The 19354-nt window shown below is 66.1% G+C and carries 14 protein-coding genes; 9 read left to right on the forward strand and 5 right to left on the reverse strand.

Features of this window, described 5'->3' with window-relative positions; all coding sequences use genetic code 11:
* Positions 1-24 precede the first annotated feature (24 nt).
* Positions 25-1989, reverse strand: coding sequence for a transketolase (gene tkt, locus ACSQ2G_RS07790; protein ID WP_436029719.1), 1965 nt, complete (start codon positions 1987-1989; stop codon positions 25-27).
* Positions 1990-2189: 200 nt separating this feature from the next.
* Between tkt and ACSQ2G_RS07795 the strand changes: the two genes are divergently transcribed.
* Positions 2190-4238 carry an NAD(+) synthase gene (locus tag ACSQ2G_RS07795; protein WP_436029721.1) on the forward strand — a complete coding sequence of 683 codons (2049 nt, stop codon included), beginning with the start codon at positions 2190-2192 and terminating at the stop codon, positions 4236-4238.
* Positions 4239-4302: 64 nt separating this feature from the next.
* Here the strand turns inward: ACSQ2G_RS07795 and ACSQ2G_RS07800 are convergent, their stop codons facing one another.
* Positions 4303-5241, reverse strand: a complete 939-nt coding sequence (locus ACSQ2G_RS07800; protein ID WP_436029723.1) for an NAD-dependent epimerase/dehydratase family protein — start codon at positions 5239-5241, stop codon at positions 4303-4305.
* Between the two features lie 52 nt (positions 5242-5293).
* The gene (locus tag ACSQ2G_RS07805) at positions 5294-6016 is read right to left on the reverse strand and encodes a nucleotidyltransferase family protein (RefSeq protein WP_436029724.1); all 723 of its coding nucleotides are present in this window, start codon (positions 6014-6016) and stop codon (positions 5294-5296) included.
* 74 nt (positions 6017-6090) lie between these two features.
* Here ACSQ2G_RS07805 and ACSQ2G_RS07810 point away from each other — a divergent pair, with 74 nt between their 5' ends.
* The 4 genes from ACSQ2G_RS07810 (at position 6091) to ACSQ2G_RS07825 (ending at position 9702) form a co-directional block, all read left to right on the forward strand.
* Positions 6091-7218 carry an NAD(P)/FAD-dependent oxidoreductase gene (locus tag ACSQ2G_RS07810; protein ID WP_436029725.1) on the forward strand — a complete coding sequence of 376 codons (1128 nt, stop codon included), beginning with the start codon at positions 6091-6093 and terminating at the stop codon, positions 7216-7218.
* Entirely contained in the window at positions 7215-7865 is a 651-nt protein-coding gene (locus ACSQ2G_RS07815) for a D-glycero-alpha-D-manno-heptose-1,7-bisphosphate 7-phosphatase (protein ID WP_436029726.1), read from the forward strand. Before ACSQ2G_RS07810 ends, ACSQ2G_RS07815 begins: the two co-directional genes overlap by 4 nt.
* Positions 7866-7900: 35 nt before the next feature.
* Positions 7901-8848 (forward strand): NAD-dependent epimerase/dehydratase family protein, encoded by a 948-nt coding sequence (locus ACSQ2G_RS07820; RefSeq protein ID WP_436029728.1) that lies wholly within the window; start codon positions 7901-7903, stop codon positions 8846-8848.
* An 80-nt stretch (positions 8849-8928) separates the two neighbouring features.
* Positions 8929-9702 (forward strand): NAD-dependent epimerase/dehydratase family protein, encoded by a 774-nt coding sequence (locus ACSQ2G_RS07825; RefSeq protein WP_436029729.1) that lies wholly within the window; start codon positions 8929-8931, stop codon positions 9700-9702.
* A 20-nt stretch (positions 9703-9722) separates the two neighbouring features.
* Here ACSQ2G_RS07825 and ACSQ2G_RS07830 read toward each other — a convergent pair whose 3' ends face one another.
* Positions 9723-10520, reverse strand: coding sequence for a hypothetical protein (locus ACSQ2G_RS07830; RefSeq protein ID WP_436029730.1), 798 nt, complete (start codon positions 10518-10520; stop codon positions 9723-9725).
* A 389-nt stretch (positions 10521-10909) separates the two neighbouring features.
* Positions 10910-11974, reverse strand: a complete 1065-nt coding sequence (locus tag ACSQ2G_RS07835) for a GSCFA domain-containing protein (RefSeq protein ID WP_436029731.1) — start codon at positions 11972-11974, stop codon at positions 10910-10912.
* 162 nt (positions 11975-12136) lie between these two features.
* Between ACSQ2G_RS07835 and ACSQ2G_RS07840 the strand changes: the two genes are divergently transcribed.
* The 4 genes from ACSQ2G_RS07840 (at position 12137) to ACSQ2G_RS07855 (ending at position 19262) form a co-directional block, all read left to right on the forward strand.
* Positions 12137-12871, forward strand: a complete 735-nt coding sequence (locus tag ACSQ2G_RS07840) for a hypothetical protein (protein ID WP_436029732.1) — start codon at positions 12137-12139, stop codon at positions 12869-12871.
* Between the two features lie 155 nt (positions 12872-13026).
* Positions 13027-14091 (forward strand): GHMP family kinase ATP-binding protein, encoded by a 1065-nt coding sequence (locus tag ACSQ2G_RS07845; protein ID WP_436029734.1) that lies wholly within the window; start codon positions 13027-13029, stop codon positions 14089-14091.
* Positions 14092-14155: 64 nt separating this feature from the next.
* A complete protein-coding gene (locus tag ACSQ2G_RS07850; RefSeq protein WP_436029735.1) occupies positions 14156-15319 on the forward strand; it encodes an AGE family epimerase/isomerase in 1164 nt (387 codons plus the stop codon).
* A gap of 172 nt (positions 15320-15491) precedes the next feature.
* A complete protein-coding gene (locus ACSQ2G_RS07855; RefSeq protein WP_436029736.1) occupies positions 15492-19262 on the forward strand; it encodes a M10 family metallopeptidase C-terminal domain-containing protein in 3771 nt (1256 codons plus the stop codon).
* The last annotated feature ends 92 nt before the right edge of the window (positions 19263-19354 follow it).

The raw sequence follows: 19354 nt of genomic DNA on the forward strand, positions 1-19354 counted from the left end.
GCGGATTGGACGCCTTGACCGGCGTCAGCCGCCGGCGGCGGCGGCAACCGCTTCGGCCGTCACGCCGAATTCCTTGTACAGGCGCTCGTAGGGCGCGCTGGCGCCGAATCCGGTCATGCCGACGAACTTGCCGTCCTCGCCGATGAAGCGCTCCCAGCCCATGCGCACCGCGGCTTCCACCGCCACTCGGACAGGGGCGGCGCCGATCACCGCGGCCTTGTAGGCGGCGTCCTGCTGCTCGAACAGCTCCCAGCAGGGAGTCGAGACGACACGGGTCGGCTTGCCCTGGCCCTGCAGGATGTCGCGGGCCGCCGCGGCGACCGAAACTTCGGTGCCCGAGGCGAAGATCGTCACGGCGGCTTCACCGCCTTCGGCGGCCAGCAGCTCATAGGCGCCCTTGGCCGACAGGTTCTGCGCGGCGGTGTCGCGCACGCCCGGGACCTTCTGGCGCGACAGGCACATCACCGACGGGGTGGCGGCCTGTTGCAGGGCGAGCTTCCAGCACTCGGCGGTCTCGACCGCGTCGGCCGGACGGAAGACCAGCAGGTTGGGAATGGCGCGCAAGGACGCCACGTGCTCGACCGGCTGGTGGGTGGGGCCGTCCTCGCCCAGGCCGATGGAGTCGTGGGTCATCACGTGGATGACCTTGGCGCCCATCAGGGCCCCCAGACGAATGGCCGGACGGCTGTAGTCGGCGAAAGCCAGGAAGGTGCCCGAATAAGGGATGATGCCGCCGTGCAGGGCCATGCCGTTCATCGCCGCCGCCATGCCGAACTCGCGCACGCCGTAGTGCACGTAGCGGCCGGCGTAGTCGGGGGCGTCGAACGGCTTCATGCCCTTGACGAAGGTGTTGTTCGAGCCGGTCAGGTCGGCCGAGCCGCCGACCATGTCGGTGACGGTCGGGATCAGCTGGTCCAGCGCCGCGCCCGAGTGGACGCGGGTGGCGTTGCCTGGCTTGGTCCTGGCCGCCTCGGCGATGTGGGCGTCCAGGGCCTTGAAGGCGTCGGCCGGCAGCTGGCCCTTCATGGCCCGGGCGAAGTCCTCGGCCAGGGGAGAGGCGGCGACGGCGGCTTCCCAGGCCTTGCGGACGCGGGCGCCGCGGCGGCCGACGCTCTTCCAGGCCTTGGCGATGTCTTCCGGCACGGTGAACGGCTGGGCGTCCCAGCCCATGGCCAGGCGCGCGTCGCGGATCTGGTCGTCGAACAGGGTGTAGCCGTGGCTGTGGGGGTCGCCTTCCTTGGGGCCCGCGCCCTTGGAGATCAGGGTCTTGCAGGCGATCAGGGTCGGGCGGTCCTGCCGGGTGGCCCAGCGCAGGGCGGCGGCGATCTTGCCGTGGTCATGGCCGTCGACGGCCTTGACCGCCCAGCCGGCGGCCTTGAACCGGGCCAGCTGGTCGCCGGTCTCGGCGATGGTCGCCTCGCCGTCGATGGTGGTGTTGTTGTCGTCGAACAGCACCGTCAGCTTGCTGAGCTTCAGGCGGCCGGCCAGGCTGATCGCCTCGTGACTGACGCCCTCCATCAGGCAGCCGTCGCCGGCGATCACCCAGGTGCGGTGGTCGACCACATCCGCGCCGAAACGGGCGGCGAGGTGGGCTTCGGCCATGGCCATGCCGACCGACATCGCCAGGCCTTGGCCGAGCGGACCGGTGGTGCATTCAACGCCGGGGGTGTGGTGCACCTCGGGGTGGCCGGGGGTCAGCGAGCCCCATTGGCGGAAGTTCTCGATCTCCCGCATCGTCACGGCCTTGAAGCCGGTCAGGTGCAGCAGGGAATAGAGCAGCATCGAGCCGTGGCCGGCCGACAGCACGAAGCGGTCGCGGTCGGCCCAGTCGGGTTTGCTGGCGTCGAACTTCAGGAACTTGCCCCACAGCACCGTGGCCACGTCGGCCATGCCCATCGGCATGCCCTGGTGGCCGGACTTGGCCTTGTGGACGGCGTCCATGGAAAGGACGCGGATCGCGTCGGCCATCTTGACGGGCGAAACGGGCATGAATGATCCGGTTTTTTCTTGTTTTGCAGAGCTGCGCGAGGCGGCAGGTCGCACGACGACCCCCTGGGGGTCAACCCGCGAGCCAGCCCTCGAGGTTTACGGGGGCGGTCGCGTGGGCGCTATGCAACAACGTCGGCAGGCGTTATAGCTGGAGACAGCCTTATGCTCATTTTCAGCATAACCTTGAAAGGCCGGGTCTCTTGAGTTCTCCGTCGTTCTTCTCGCCCTATCGTCACGGCTTCGTCCGGGTCGCCACCGCCGTTCCCAAGGTCAAGCTGGCGGATCCCGCCGCCAACGCCCAGAGCGTGCTGGCCCTGGTGCGCCAGGCGCATGACGCCGGCGTCGCGGTGCTGGTCCTGCCCGAGCTGGGCCTGACCGGCTACACGGTCGACGATCTGCTGCAGCAGGACGCCCTGCTCGACACGGTCGAGACGGCGATCGCCACCCTGGCCCGGGAGAGCAAGGCGCTCTCGCCGCTGTTCGTGGTCGGCGCGCCGCTGCGCGACGCCGGCCGGCTCTACAACACCGCCGTCGCCATCCAGGGCGGCCAGGTGCGAGCGGTGGTCCCCAAGAGCTTCCTGCCCAACTATCGCGAGTTCTACGAGCGGCGGTGGTTCAGCCCCGGCGCGGGCGTGGTCGGCCGCACCCTGGACCTGGCCGGTCAGGCCGTGCCGTTCGGAACCGACGTGCTGTTGCGCAACCTCCCCAGTCCTGGGGGCCAGACCGCCTTCACCGTCGGGATCGAGATCTGCGAGGACGTCTGGACCCCGGCGCCGCCCAGCACCGCCCAGGCCATGGCCGGGGCCGAGATCCTGCTGAACCTGTCGGCCAGCAACATCACCATCGGCAAGTCCGAGACCCGCCGCCTGCTGTGCGCCAGCCAGTCGGCCCGGACGATCTCGGCCTATGTCTATTCGGCGGCCGGGGCAGGCGAGAGCTCGACCGACCTGGCCTGGGACGGCCACGTCGACATCCACGAGATGGGGAACCTGCTGGCCCAGAGTCCGCGGTTCTCGACCGGCCCGGCGATGGCCATGGCTGACGTCGATGTCGCCCGCCTGCGGCAGGAGCGGATGCGGGTCGGCAGCTTCGGCGACTCCACCACCCTGAGCCCGCCGCCGGCGCCTTTCCGGCTCGTGCCGCTGGACTTCGCGCCGCCGGCCGGCGACCTGGCCCTGGTGCGGCCGATCGAACGCTTCCCGTTCACCCCGTCCGACCCGACCAAGCTGGCCGAGAACTGCTACGAGGCCTACAATATCCAGGTCCAGGGCCTGGCGCGCCGGGTCGAGGCGACGGGCTCGAAGAGCCTGGTGATCGGGATCTCCGGCGGGCTGGACTCGACCCACGCCCTGATCGTCGCCGCCAAGGCCATGGACCAGCTGGGCCGACCGCGTTCGGACATCCGGGCCTACACCTTGCCGGGCTTCGCGACCTCGGACCGCACCAAGTCCAACGCCTGGGCGCTGATGAAGGCCATCGGCGTCACCGCCGACGAGATCGACATCCGCCCCGCCGCCCGGCAGATGCTGGCCGACCTTGGCCATCCGTTCGCCAAGGGCGAGCCGGTCTATGACGTGACCTTCGAGAACGTCCAGGCCGGCCTGCGCACCGACTACCTGTTCCGGTTGGCCAACCACCACCGGGGCATGGTGGTTGGCACCGGCGACCTGTCGGAACTGGCCCTGGGCTGGTGCACCTACGGGGTCGGCGACCAGATGAGCCACTACAATCCCAATTCCGGGGTGCCCAAGACCCTGATCCAGCACCTGATCCGCTTCGTCGCGGCCTCGGGCGATGTCGATGCGGCGACCGGCGACCTGCTGGAAGACATCCTGGCTACCGAGATCTCGCCGGAACTGGTGCCGGGCGAGGCGGTCCAGGCCACCGAGAGCTTCGTGGGCCCCTACGCCCTGCAGGACTTCAACCTCTACTACCTGACCCGCTACGGCATGGCGCCGTCGAAGATCGCCTTCCTGGCCTGGAGCGCTTGGCACGACGCGGCCGCCGGCGCCTGGCCGGCCGGGATCCCCGAGGCGGCCCGGCGGGCCTACGACCTGCCGGAGATCAAGCGCTGGCTGGAGCTGTTCCTGAAGCGGTTCTTCGCCAACCAGTTCAAGCGCTCGGCCATGCCCAACGGACCGAAGATCTCGTCCGGCGGAGCCCTGTCGCCGCGCGGCGACTGGCGCATGCCGTCGGATGCCACGGCGGATGCATGGTTGGCCGAGCTCCGGGCTGGAACGCCGGGCTGACGGAGGCAGGCGACAAAAAAGACGCCGCTCTCGCGGCGCCTTTCCTGACCTGGGCGCGACCTTGCTAGACGTTGGCGAACTTGGAGTTGCGGATCATCGTATAGCCGCGGATCAGCTCGGCGATGCCGGCGTCCAGCGTCCAGTCCGGCGTCCAGCCGGCCTTTTCGAGCTTCTCGTTCGAGACGATGTAGTCGCGCTTGTCGGGGTCCTCGCCGATCGGCGCTTCGACATAGACGAAATTCGGCAACTGCTTCTGGATCCGTTCGCACAGTTCCAGCTTGGAGAGGTTCGCCGACGACAGGCCCAAGTTATAGGCTTGGCCCTTCATGGCCTCGAAGTTGTCCATGGCGTGCACGAACGCCTTCACCACATCGCGGATATGGATGTAGTTGCGCTTGAAGTGGCCTTCGAAGATCAGCACGGCGCGGTCGTTGACCGCCCGATAGGTGAAATCGTTGACCAGTAGGTCGATCCGCATTCGCGGACCCATGCCGAACACCGTGGCCAGGCGGAAGCTGACGCCGTTGCCGTGCTCCAGCACCACCGCTTCGGCTTCGGACTTGGTCACGCCGTACAGCGAGATCGGGCGCAGCGGCGTCTCTTCGGTGCAGAACTTGCCCTGCTCGCCGATGCCATAGCCCGAATTGGTGGTCGGGTAGATGACTCGTTGGTCCTTGCTGGTGCGCTTGACCAGGGCCGCGACGGCGTCGCGGTTCAGGGTCACCGCACCGATCTGGTCTTCCTTGCAGAGCGGCGCGCCGACCAACGCGGCCAGCGGAATCAGCAGGTCGTGCTGCGGGACCAACTCGTCGAGCAAGCGTTCGTCGCGCGCGTCGCCCTTGATCGGCTTGAAGGTCGCGTATTGGCAGGCCGGGGCCAGCTCGGTCCCACCATGACGGAAGGTGTCCAGCACCGTGACCTGGTGGCCGGCCGCCAGGAGTTGAGGCACGAGGATCGAGCCGATGTAGCCGGAGCCGCCCGTGACGAGCACGCGTTGAGTCATGGTGTTTCCTTGATGGGCCTGGCTCAGCGCGCGACCGTCGCGGCCGCGACGTCTAATCGGTCAAACCAGGCAAGATGGTCCCGGCCGCCGAGTAAGTCTGCGGCAGGCCGATGTCAATGAATTGCGACCTGAACACCGTCGCCGCTAGTCGCCCGCGATGGCAAAGGCCCGGAAAGACTTCCCGTTCCAGCGAAACCACTTCCCCGGTCGGAATGGCGGCGAGCGCCGAACGCTCGAACAGATAGACGCCCGCGTTGATCGTTCCCGCGCCCGCCGCCGCCTGCTTTTCCACGAAGGCCAAAACGTGGCCCTGGTCCAGGGTGACAGCGCCGTATCGGCTGGTGTCGTCGACCTCGACTAGCGCTAGGGTGGCCAGGGCGTCGGCCGCCACGTGGGCCTCGATCAGCGGCTCCAGCCCCCATCGAAAGACGCTGTCGCCGTTGAGCGCCAAGACGCGACCGCCGCGCGTGGCGTCCAGGGCGTTGCGCAAGCCACCGCCTGTGCCCAACAATTCGGTCTCGACCACGAACTCCACCGGCAGGGGCGGCGGGTTCTCGCGATAGTGGGCGACGACCTTGTCGGCCATATGGCCGATAGCGAGCACGACCTTGCCGATCTGGGGAAAGCGGGCCAGTTGCGCCAGTTGATAGTCGAGGAAGGGTCGGCCATTCACCGGCGCCAGGGGTTTTGGCACGTCCGACACCACCTCGCGCAGACGCGTTCCGAGCCCCCCGGCCAGAATGATGGCGTCCAGACGATCGTGCGAAGCGGACATGCGGCGGCTCTCCTGCTGGCGAGAGCAATAGCGGCTGCTTGCGGACCGACGCAACCTCGGCGAAAAGCGCCTCCTTGGAGGTCCCGTTGGATAGTATTGACTGTGTGGTCGTGGGGGCGGGCGTCATCGGCCTGGCTTGCGCCAGGGCCCTCGCCCGATCCGGCCTGGAGGTGGTGGTGATCGAGGCGGCGTCGCTGATCGGCTCCGAGACCTCGTCGCGCAACAGCGAGGTGATCCACGCGGGCATCTACTACCCGCGGCGAAGCCTGAAGGCCGAGCTGTGCGTGGACGGCCGCCGGCGCCTCTACGACTACTGCGACGCGCGGCGTGTGCCCTACCGCCGGTGCGGCAAGCTGATCGTCGCCACCAGCCAGGCCGAGTTGGCGGTGCTCGACCGCCTGGAGGCCAGCGCCCGCGCTAACGAGGTGGAGGGCATGTCACGTCTGTCCGCGGCCCAGGCCCAGGCCCTTGAGCCGGCGCTGTCCTGCACGGGTGCGCTGCTGTCGGCGGAGACCGGCATCCTCGACAGCCACGCCTACATGCTGTCGCTGCGGGGCGAGCTCGAGGATGCTGGCGGCATGATCGCCTTCAACAGCCGAGTGACGGGCGGCGCCGTCACCGCCGAAGGGATCGTGCTTCATGTAGAATCCGGCGGCGAGCGCCACGACGTTCTGGCCCGCAATCTGGTGACCAGCACCGGTCTTGGTCAGGAAGTGCTGTTGCGGGCGATCGACGGCTTCCCAGAGGATCGTGCGCCACGCCTACATTTCGCCAAAGGCAGCTATTTCGCCTACCGCGGCCGCGCCCCGTTCTCGCGGCTGATCTATCCCGCGCCGGAAGCGGGCGGACTGGGCGTTCACGTGACGCTGGACATGAGCGGGGCCATGCGGTTCGGGCCGGACGTCGAATGGGTCGACACGATCGAATACGCCGTCGACGTGCGGCGGGCCGATGGGTTTTACGCCGCGGTGCGCCGCTACTGGCCAGGCCTTCCCGACGGCGCCATCCTGCCCGCCTATGCCGGCGTGCGGGCCAAGCTCGCCGGCCCGGCCGAGCCGGCGGCGGACTTCGTGATCCAGGGCCCGGCCGAGCACGGCGTCAATGGCCTTGTCAATCTGCTGGGCATGGAGAGTCCCGGCCTGACAGGATCATTGTCGATCGCCGAACGGGTGCGCCAAATTCTCAAGGAGACCCGCGCGTGACGATACCGCAGACCTACTGGCGCGCCTACGCGCGCCCGGGCGACGGCCGTCCGGCGTTGTTCCTCGACCGGGATGGCGTCCTCGTCGAGGAAGTCGATTACCTAGGTCAGGTGGAGGACGTGCGGTTGCTGGACGGGGTGGCCGATCTGCTGGAACATGCCCGGTCGCACGGCTTCGCGGTCGGCGTGGTCACCAACCAGGCCGGTGTTGGCCGCGGCTACTACGGCTGGGCCGACTTCGAGGCGGTCCAGGCCGAGATCGCCCGACAGATCGGGTCCGGCGACGCGCCGTTCGATTTCATCGCCGCCAGCGGCTGCCACCCGCAGGCCGTCACCCCGGAACTGCGGATCGACGGGCACCCCTGGCGAAAGCCCAATCCAGGCATGCTGTTGCACGCGGCCGACGCTCTGGGCCTCGACCTTTCGCGGAGCATCATGGCGGGAGACCACCTCACCGACATGCAGGCTGGAGCCGCCGCGGGGGTCGATACCCTGGTTCACCTGCGCACCGGCCATGGCCGCCGCCTGCGGCCGGACGTCGAGGCCTTCGGCGTCGGACGGCGTGATCTGCGGCTGGTTGAGGATTTGGCCGAGCTTCGCGGCCTCGGCGACTGGGCGCGGCTTGCGCAGGCCAGACCCGCCGGGTAACCAGGGCGCGAATTCTTCGCAGCTCTGGAAATCCGATGACGCGCGTTCTGCTGACGGGAGCTTCTGGCTTCCTTGGTCGCCATACCCTCCCCGTCCTTCAGAAGGCCTATGGCGCCGACAACGTCGTCGGCGTCTCGTCATCGGACTACGACCTGATGGACCGCTCTCAGGTCGAGCGCATGTTCGAAGAAGTCGAACCCGACGTCGTCGTCCACTATGCGGCCTATTCCGGTGGCATCGGCGCAAACCGCGCCTATCCGGCCGACTTCTACTTCCGCAACACGATCCTGACCGCCCTGACCTTCGAGGTCGCCGCGCGTCGCAAGGTCAGCAAGCTGGTCTACCCGATGGGCGGCTGCTCCTATCCGGCCGTAGCCACCAGCCCGATTGATGAGTCCCAGCTCTGGAAGGGCTACCCCCAGAACGAAAGCGCCGGCTATTCGACGGCCAAGATGATGGGCACGGTGGCGGCCAAGTCGTACCGCACCCAGTATGGTCTAAACGCCGTCGTCATTATCCCGGGCAACATGTACGGCGAGTACGACAACTTCTCGACGCTCGATAGCCACGTGGTGCCCGCCATGCTGCGTCGCTATTACGAGGCCGAGTTGAACGGCGCCAAGGAAGTCGTGATGTGGGGCTCGGGCAAGCCGACGCGCGATTTCGTCTACGCCGCCGATGTGGCGGCCCTGATCCCCTATTTCATCGACAGCTACGACAGCTACGAACCCGTCAACATTTCGGCTGGCAGGACCACTGAGATCAAGGAACTGGCGGAGACTATCGCCGAGCTCGTCAACTTCAACGGCGAGATCCGCTGGGACGCCGACAAGCCCGATGGCCAGATGTTCAAAATCTTCGCCACCGAGCGGCTGGCGGGCCTGGGCTTGTCTTGCGACACCCCGCTGCGTGACGGCCTGAAACGCACCATCGACTGGTTCGCCAAGAACTACGCCACCGCCGGCGACGGTCTGCGTCTCTAGACATTGTGGAAGGCGCGCCTGGCGCGGCTTCCAACCCTTGGCACATGGCGCCGGCGGGCGAGCGCTTGGAGTAGGCTCTCATGATCTTCATCATCGGCGGCGAAGGCTATGTCGGTTCGGCCTATCCCCGGCTGTTCCAGCACCTGGGGCTCGAGCATCAAGTGATCACCCGCGCCAACTACGCCGACTTCGTGGGCCAGCGCTGCGACGTGCTGATCAACGCCAACGGCAACTCCAAGAAGTTCATGGCTGATCGCGATCCCAAGTGGGAGTTCGATGCGTCCGTGCGCTCGGTCCTGCACTCGCTGGAGGACATCAAGTCGGATTGCTACATCCATCTGTCCACGGGCGACGTCTATCCCGAGACCCATTCGCCCGAAGTCTCGTTGGAAAGTCAGGACATCGATTCCCGACGGCAGAGCCGCTACGGCTTGCACAAGCACATGGCCGAACACCTGGTGCGGTCGTTGCATCCGCGCTGGATCGTGATGCGCATGGGCGGGTTCGTCGGGCCGGGCATGCTGAAGAACGCGGTCTTCGACATGCTCAACGCCCAACCTGTGTGGTTGACGCCCGACAGCGAGCTGCAGTTCATCAGCACCGATACGGCCGCGCGGCTGGTCTGGCGGCTATATGAAAACGGCGTCGGCCAAGAGACCGTCAATCTGGGCGCGCGCGGCGTGGTCAGGATCGGCGACCTCCACGCGCGCCTCCAGACTGGCTCTCCCTTCGCCGATCAGGCCCGCCGGATCCGCTTCGAAATCTCGACCGACAAGCTCGCCCGCCTGACCGGCGTGTCCCTGCCGAGTTCGGCGGACGAGGTCGAGGCCTTCTTCCTGACTGAAGGCCGCTAAAGTCGGAGTTTCGAGGGGTCTCAGACGCCGATCGCGCCCGGCTGCCCGCTACAAGCGCGCCGCCGGGCCACCGCCTCGCGCGCGTTCGAATACCACGTGATGGCGCCAGGCATGTGGAAGGTGAGCAGGTCCTCGGCGAAGGCCCGAGCCTCCGCCTTCTCGCGTTGCGGCAAGGGGGGGATATAGGTCGCGCTCAGGCTGGGCTTCATGCCCGCGGCCAGGCGCTTGCGCCAATCCCGTGGCAGGTTCACGCCGATAAAGCCCAGCAGGTCCCGCAACATAGACCGATCCAGCGAGATCACCTCGGAGAAGTCGATCAGAAAGACGTCCTGACCGTACCAGCCGATCATGAATTCGTGGAGAAACCTGGAAAACGACCCAACGGAGACGCCGTCGATATCATATCCGGTGACCAGCAGCGCCATGTACTGATGAAGAGTCAGATTCTCCCTTGCGAACACATAATCGTTTCGCGTTTCATTTGGGGCGAACGCCGCTCGGCTGAGCGAGACCAGGACATCAACCGGATCGCGGATCAGCAAGATCTGCGGCAAGCCTCGCGTGGCCAAAATGCCATCCACACACCAAGGCACGTGTCCGACAACAACCTGGCCCTCAGCGAGCGGAAAGGTTGTCGCGATATCGTCATACATCACGAACTGTTCGCGGCAGTTTTCGCCCACGAAGTGGGCTACGACGTTACGGAGAAGATGTGTACCCGCTTTCGGCGTGGAATTTATGAGTACAGACTGGCTAGGGTGGAGTGCTTCAAACTTTTCAAAGCTCTTCTTTAGGGAAATATTAACTTGTTTTTCCATTACACGATCTCTGCGCAGAACCTCTACACATCGGAATAATCCGGCGGCGGGCGATTTTTATTGTTTATGTACGACAATGCCCCCGAAGAAGACCAACCTTCGGGGTCAATTTGGCTCGGCCATTGAGTTGGGTTTCTGGCGGAGGAATAACGCCGCCGCAAGCGCATACAATGTAGGCGAGCAAAAACAACGTTGAATTGCCTCTCCCCCAAATGCGAAGATGCCGCGAAGGCAGCATGCGGCTGACCGCATGGAACGCGCCGCTTCCGACCGCGACCAAACCGCGGCTAGAGCATCGCGCGGAAAAGTGGATGCCGGTTTTCCGCAAAACGACGCGAAAACCAAAATCTAGAGCAGGTCGAGCGGTCCCTATGATCACGCGGCTTGCTCTAGGGTTCCTCATAGTCATGGAACAGCTCGTCGCAGATCACATCCATCTCTCGACTGGCCAGGTCGGTGTCCGAACTCGGACACTGGTCCAGTGGCGCGACATCTTCCACGACCCCGGCGGCGTCGACATACTGACGGCCGAAGACCTTCATGACCGCCTCGACACCCGCCGAGCGGACATTGCGCCGGTCGTCCTCGAAATAGGCGCCTGCGTGGGGTCCCGTGATGATCTCGTACGAGGGGAAATAGTCGACGTTTTCATGGACGTCGACCACCTGCTGGGCGGCGACCCGGAGAACGGATTTCGAATAGACGGTCGCGGGCAACACGTGGCCGCCGGTCGCCGTCGCAACGAGCGGCACCGGTGACACCGTGAGCAGGACCTTGGCGTCGGGGTTGACCGTGCGCAGCCGGGCGATGAACCGCGTCAGGTCGGCAACCACATCCGTCACCGACTGGTTGACGAAGACATACTTGTCAGGATCCCAGACACCCGCCACGGAACCGGGACAGGAAGGGAAGACCGCGCCGTCGGCGCGCGAAGCCCAAGTCTCGGTCAGGCCCAGGGTGAAGACCATCACATCCAGCGTTTCGAACATCTCGCGGATGGCGGCGAAGTGACGTTCGCGGTCGCGCTCGAACTCGCGGATTGTCGCGAAGCCCGCCGGAATCAGCGGCCGGAAGGGGTCGATATATTCGCCGCCCTTGCCGCGCCAAGGCTGTTCCTCCGGCACGAACGCGCCGTAGGCCCGCTCGAAAAGCTGGACAAGTTGCCGACCGCTATAAATGTTGCCGTAGCGGGCGGTATAGACGCCATAGTGGAAGTCCTCGGCAAACCGGACGACCTCGGCGTGGGGGCGCTCCGTCACCAGCGGATTGATGCCTACCTTGCGCAAATGCTTGGCGATATGCTGGGCGAAGCAGCTACCGGCGGTCGCCACCTTGGTCTTGGGAGAGATCCGGAAAGAGGGGGCGACAACCGGATCGACCTCGTCGGACGCCTTTCTCGAAATCGCACGCGACCAGAAAGCGTGCTGAGGGGCCGAAGCGTACGGATTCTTCATCGGCGCTGAAATTTCCTTGCGGCGGCGTTGCGGCAGGGCCCTTAACCCTGCTCCTCCTGCACACGATACACACGACGACTGCCGATGGGAACGGCTTGCACACCTTGTCCGGTCAACGATAAACATCCCGGCGCGCTTACCCGGCGCGAGGACCAACGGAGTATGGAATTGAAGGTTCAGGTTCTGGGTAGCAGCCACATTTACGCGATGCTGAAGGGGCGCATTGAAACCCGAAACACCTTCGAGTTCGAATATCTCGGCAACTATAATTCCGGCTCAAGGATCATCGTTCCCGAACACGGCGCGTGGGATGACTATGCCCTCCTGCCAGATCTGCGCGCCTGGCTACAGGCGCTGGAGGCCGAGCGCCTGCTGGTGACGATCTCGGGCAGCGACTGGCTGAACTACTGCCTCAGCAAACGCGAGGAGGAGTTCGACTTCGTCCTGCCGTCGCATCCGGATCTGCCGGAAATCGAGGACGCGCGCCTGATCCCCTACGCGGAGATCCGCAGCGAGCTGCGTTTGCACATTCGCCATGTGGTGTTGGGCCTTCGGGTCATCAGCGAAACCGCCTCCATGCCGATCGTCTATATCGAGCCGCCTCCGCCGATCGAGGACGACGCCCACGTCATGGAACACGCCCCGCCAGGCCTGAAGCAGCTTTGCCTAGCCCACGGCGTGACCAAGGCTCCGCTTCGTCATAAGATGTTCCTGTTGCATTCCGAGATCATCCGCGAGGAATGCGAGCGTTCGGGGGTCGAATTCTTCCCCGTGCCGCCCGACAACATCACGGAAGCAGGCTACATGCGCGCCGAACATATCAAAGATGACTCTATGCACGCCAACAACGCCTACGGCGCCGCGCTGCTGAGAGCACTTGACGACAAGTTTTCGTAATCGCGTCGCTGGCTCTTCAGGCGATTGGCCGCTAAAGCTGCGTCAGACCACCTTTCCGCGGGGCGACCGGAAGAGCGAAATTGATCTTGTATGTGCTCGAGCGTCCGCCCTGAGTTTTGGTGATCTGCGGCGCGCAGGGAGAAAACGTAGACCGAATGATCATTGTCCGCACACCACTGAGAGTGTCATTCTTCGGAGGCGGCACCGACCATCCGACCTGGTTCAAGCAGCATGGCCCGGGCGCGGTTCTTTCGACGTCGATCGATCAATACGTCTACATCACCATCCGTCCGCTCCCGCCCATCTTCAGCTTCAAGTATCGCGTCGTGTGGAGCCGGGTCGAGCAGTGCAACACGATCGACGAGATCCAGCACCCCGTCGTCCGCGAAGTTCTTCGCCATTTCGCGCCGAGCGGCGCCTGCGGCTACGAGGTGGTCTACCACGCCGACCTTCCGGCCCGATCCGGTCTGGGCTCGTCCTCGGCCTTCACGGTCGCCGCCCTGCACGCCATGTTCCGCTACCGCAACCAGGGCTGCGACAAGATGCGCCTGGCCCGCGAAGCCATTCGCGTGGAGCAAGAACTGCTGTGCGAGCCGGTGGGCTCGCAGGACCAGACGGCCGTGGCGTTCGGCGGCCTTAATCGCATCGACTTCAAGGCCGACGGTTCCCTGCTGATCGATCCCATCGACCTGGGCCGTCGCCGCAAGACCGAGCTCGATAGCCGACTGATGATGTTCTTCACCGGCTTCACCCGCGACGCCGGAGGCATCGAGAAGACCAAGATCGACTCTTTCAAGGACCGGACCGCCGAAATGGCGCGGCTCTATGAAATGGTCGATCGTGGACGGAAAATTCTGGAGAATCCCTTCGCCTCGCTCGACGATTTCGGCGCGCTCCTCCACGAAGGTTGGCAATACAAGAGAGCGCTGTCGAGCGCGGTCTCTTCAGGCCCGATCGACGCTCTGTACGCCGCGGCTCTGCGGGCTGGCGCCCTTGGGGGCAAGCTGCTCGGCGCGGGCGGCGGCGGGTTTTTGCTGTTCTTCGTGCCGCTCGACCGACAAGACGCGGTCAAACAGGCCCTCGCGGGCATCGGCGCCGGCGCGACCCACGTGCCGATGCACATGGAAGAGGAAGGCAGCACCGTCGTCCTGCATCGCCCCGATCTGACGATGAACTACGACCGTTCGCTCGACGAGAGCCGCCGACTCACCACCGTCTAGCGCGTTTTTAGCCTCTTCAGATTAACGTAAGCAGCCGGTCGGACCCGGCCGCCCAGGAGTTCGCATGACTGACCACGCCGAGGCGATCGCCACGTTCGACGCCTTCATCACCGACGCCCGACGCTGGATGTTCGAGGAGGCCCTCCCCTTCTGGGGCGAACAGGGCGTCGACCGACGGGTTGGCGGCTATGTGGAATCCCTCGACTTCGATCTGAACCCGACGGCCACATTCCGCAGGACGCGGGTCGTCTGTCGCCAGATCTACGTTTTTGCTCACGCTCACAAGCTCGGCTGGACTCAAGGCGCGGCGCTGTCGGACCACGGCTTCGCCTTTCTACGGGACAAGGCCTGGCTGGGCGACGATCGTGGCTGGGCTCGCACCCTGGACGCCGAGGGCCAACCGCTCGACACGACCCCGGACCTCTACGACCACGCCTTCGTGCTCTTCGCGCTGGGCTGGCGAAACCTGGCGCTGGGTTGCGAGGAATCCCTGGCCCTGGCGCACCGGACGATGGACTTCATCGACAAGCACCTGCGGCATCCCGGCGGGGAGGGCTTCCTGCACGAGCTGCCCGCCACCGGCTGGCGCCTCCAGAACCCGCATATGCACATGCTGGAAGCGGCCCTGGTGCTGTGCGAAGCGAGCGGCGAGCCCCGCTGGCGCGCCCTCGCCGACGAACTGGCCGACCTGTTCGCCCGCCGATTCTTCGATGGCCGGACCCTGGCCGAGTATTTCGGCGACGATTGGTCGCGCGCGCCTGGCGAACAGGGTCGGATAGTCGAGCCGGGCCACCAATTCGAATGGTCCTGGATCCTGGCCAATCATCGCCGCCTGAACGGAGCCGACGTCGCCGACCAGGCCTGCAGCCTGTTCGATTTCGCCGAGCGTCATGGCGTGGATCCCGGGACCCGCGCCGTCTACGACGTCGTGCGCGACGACGGCACGCCGCTCAAGCGCACCTCGCGCACCTGGCCCAATACCGAGCGGATCAAGGGCGCAGTGGCTATGCACGCCCTGCGGGGCGATGATCCCCGGGCGGTGATCGCCGACAGCGGCCGGGTGCTGCTCGATCGTTACCTGGCCCAGAAGCCGCCGGGCGTGTGGATCGACGTCTTCGACGAGACCCTGGCCCCGACCGCCAAGAACATCCCGACCTCGACGTTGTATCATGTGTTCCTCGCCTTCGCCGAAGCGCTGCGGATCGCCAAGGTGATCGCCGCCGACTGAAGCCGGCGCCTGAGAATCGGCCGTCAGGAGCGCGTTTACTTTTGATTGATAAGGTCCGGCGAACTCGGGGGCGTACAACCTAGCATCGCGACGCGTCGGCGGCGTTCCGCGCCATTGTTGTCACGCCCGGTCCGCGACCCCTTCTCAGCAGCCCCTTCATCGTAGAGGCACCATGGCCATCATCACCGGCACCGCGATCTCCGAGACCCTGCAGGGAACGGCCGGCGCCGACACCCTGCAGGGGCTTGGTGGCGACGACATCCTGATCGGAGGCGGGGGCGGCGATACGCTCGAGGGCGGAACGGGCGAGGATACGGCCTCCTACGCGACCGCGACCTCGCGGGTCCAGGTCTTCCTGACCGGCGGCGGCTCGCCCGTGGGCGACGCCCTTGGCGACACCTACAACTCGATCGAGAACGTCGTCGGCACCGCCTTCGACGACTACATCTCGGGCAATGGCCAGAACAACAAGCTGTACGGCGGCGGGGGAATGGACACCCTGTACGGCTTCGGCTCGGTGGGTTCGACGAGCCGGCTGTTCGGCGAAGCCGGCGACGACACCCTGGTCGGCGGGGCCGGCCTGGACATCATGGACGGCGGCGATGGGGAAAACACCGTCTCCTACATCCTGTCCACCAGCGGCGTGACGGTCTCCCTGGCCGACAACGGCCTCAACACGGGGGACGCGGCCGGCGACACCTACGCCAATGTCCACGACGTCATCGGCACCAACTTCAACGACGTCATCCGCGGCAACACCAACGCCTTGAACCTGAACCAGCTTCAGGGCCAGGGCGGCAACGACATCCTCTACGGCGCCGGCGCCTACACGGTGCTGATCGGTGGCGAGGGGGCCGACGAACTGCACGGCGGTACGGCGGGCAACGAAGTTGACTACGAAACCGCGGCGAGCGGCGTAACCGCCTCGCTGGCCAATACCGCGCTCAACACCGGCGACGCGGCGGGTGACACCTATATCGGCCTGCTCGGCGCCGACCTGGCTGGCTCACCCTTCAACGACGTGCTCTATGGCGACGCGGGCAACAACAACCTGCTCGGCGACCCGCTCCGCCTCGCCTATGGCGGCCTGTTCGGCAGCGACACCCTGCACGGCGGCGATGGCGACGACACCCTCGACGGCGGCGGCGGCGGCGACGCCCTGGACGGCGGCGCGGGTATCGACGCGGCGGCCTATAGCGACGCCCTGGCTGCGGTTTCGGCCTCGCTGGCCAACGCTGGCTCGAACACTGGCGACGCCGCCGGCGACACCTATTCGAGCGTCGAAAACATGGTCGGTTCGGCCTTCAACGACACCCTCGAAGGCGATGGCGCCTCCAACGTTCTTTTCGGAGCGGCTGGAGCCGACACCCTGCGGGGCGGCGGCGGCGAGGATTTGCTGGAAGGCGGTCTTGGGGCCGACGTCCTCGATGGCGGCGCGGGCTTCGACTACGCGATCTACAGTGAATCGACGGTCGGCCTGACGATCTCGCTGGAATTGCCCGGCGTCAACACCGGCAACGCCGCTGGCGACACCTACACCTCGGTCGAGGGCCTCATCGGCACGGCCTTCGCCGATCTGATCATCGGCGCGAGCTCGAACGACACCCTGCAAGGCGCCGGCGGGAACGACACCCTGATCGGCAACGCGGGCGACGACACTCTGATCGGCGGCGCCGGCGCGGACACCTTGTCCGGCAGCGCGGGCCACAACATCGCCGCCTACAGTACGGCCTCGGCCGGAGTCATCGCCTCGCTCGGCAACGCCAGCCTCAACACAGGCGACGCCGCCGGCGACACCTACGAATACATCCAGCAACTCGACGGCAGCAATTTCAACGACACGCTGTTCGCCAACGACAGCTATGGCGTGACCTTGCGCGGCCTGGAGGGGGACGACACGCTGCGCGGCGGTAACGGCGGCGGCAATACGCTGAACGGCGACGCAGGAAACGACACGATCATCGGCGGGACTGGCGACGACACCTTGGTCGGCGGCGCCGGCGCCGACAGCCTGGACGGCGGCTTGGGCGTGGACCTGGTCAGCTATGTGACGAGCGGTCCCGACGTCAACCTGGTGGCCTCGCTCGGCACGCCGAGCCTAAACGCCGGCGACGCCGCCGGCGACACCTACACGAACGTCGAGAACCTAGCGGGTTCGAACTACTCTGACTTCCTGTACGGCAACGCCGGCTCTAACGTGCTGTTCGGCTTGGACGGCGGGGACAACCTCATTGGCGGTGACGGCGACGACCTGCTCGAGGGGGGCGCCGGCGCCGACGCCCTGCGCGGCGACGGCGGCTTCGACTATGCGTCCTACACCGGCGCCCTGACCGGCGTCAGCGCGGCGCTGAACAACCCCAGCTCCAACAGCGGCGAAGCATCGGGCGACAGCTATGCGTCGATCGAAGGCCTGCTCGGCAGCAATTTCGGGGACATTCTGAGCGGCGATGCAACCGCCAACGTCATTCAGGGCTTCGCCGGCGACGACATCATCTTCGGCGCCGCCGGGAGCGACCTGATCCTGGGCGGCGACGGGAACGATTTCATCGCCGGCGGGGGCGACAGCGATCAGCTGACCGGCGGGGCTGGGGCGGACACCTTCATCTACTCCGCGGCCACGGACTCGGTGTCGACCGATACGATCGCGCCGGACGTGATCCAGGACTTCGTCAGCGGCGTCGACAAGATCGACGTGTCGGCCCTTTCGCCCAGCGCCTACACGATCGGCCAGGCCGACGGCTACACCACCCTGCAAGTGACCGCCGCCGGCGGCGCGGTGTTGACGGTGCGGCTGACCGCCTCGCTTCAGGCCGGCGACCTGATCCTGTCCAATCCAGGCCAGACCTATACGGGCGGCGCGGGCGCGGACACCCTGACCGGCGGCGCGGGCTCGGACACCCTGGTCGGCGGCGGCGGCGGCGACAGCCTGACCGGCGGCGGCGGCAACGACATCTTCAAATACACGGCGGCCAGCGACAGCAACCCGGACGCCTACGACATCATCGCCGACTTCACGACGGGCTCGGACCAATTGGACCTGAGGGGCGTGACGCCGACCGAGGTGTCGCTGGTCACCTCCGGCGCCGCGACCTTCGTGTTCGTCAACGCGCCCGGCGGCCAGATGACCATCGCCGCCAATGGTCAGGTCAACGGCTCGGACGTGCTGACCCACGACGGCCACGGCGTTTACATGATCGGCGACGGGGCGGCCAACACCCTGGTCGGCGGAGCCACCGGCGACGTCATCCAGAGCGGCGCGGGCGATGACGTGATCGTCGGCGGCGGCGGCGGCGACGTGATCTTCGGCCAGGCCGGAGCCGACACCATCAAGTATCTCTCGGTCCTGGATAGCAACGCCAACGGCTCTGACGGCTTGTTCGTGTTCGAAACCGGCGTCGACAAGATCGATCTGTCGGCGATGCATCCCGGTGAGGTCAGCCTGATTCGCTCGGGCGGCTCGACCTTCCTGTTCGCGAGCACGCCCCAAGGCCCGATGCAGCTGGCCACGGTCGGCTACGATCTCAACGGCCGCGATGTGATCACCGGCGACAATCACGGCTTCTACATGATCGGCGACAGCGTCAGCGACACTCTGATCGGCGGCTCGACCGGCGACGTGATCCAAGCGAACGCCGGCGACGACATCATCATCGGCGGTGGCGGCGGCGACGCCATCTGGGGCGGGGCAGGGGCGGACGTGTTCCGTTATCTGGCCGCCACCGACAGCAACAGCGCCGGAACCGACACCATTTTCGACTTCCAGTCCGGCGTGGACAAGATCGATCTGTCGGCCCTACGCACCGGGGCCAGCGACCTGCTGGGCGTCGTCAATTCCGGCGGCTCGACCTTCCTGTTCATCGACCTGCACGGCGACGGGGTGGGGGACATGACCATCCAACTGTCCGGAACCGCCTCCATCACCAGCAGCGACTACCTGTTCTAGAGGCGCCGCGCCGACTTGGCGACGAGGCCCGCCACGTTCGGCGCGTGGCGGGCCTCGATGCTGGACAGCACCTGATACGTGTGGTTGAAAAC

The sequence above is a fragment of the Caulobacter sp. LjRoot300 genome (assembly GCF_964253875.1).
Taxonomy (GTDB): Bacteria; Pseudomonadota; Alphaproteobacteria; order Caulobacterales; family Caulobacteraceae; genus Caulobacter.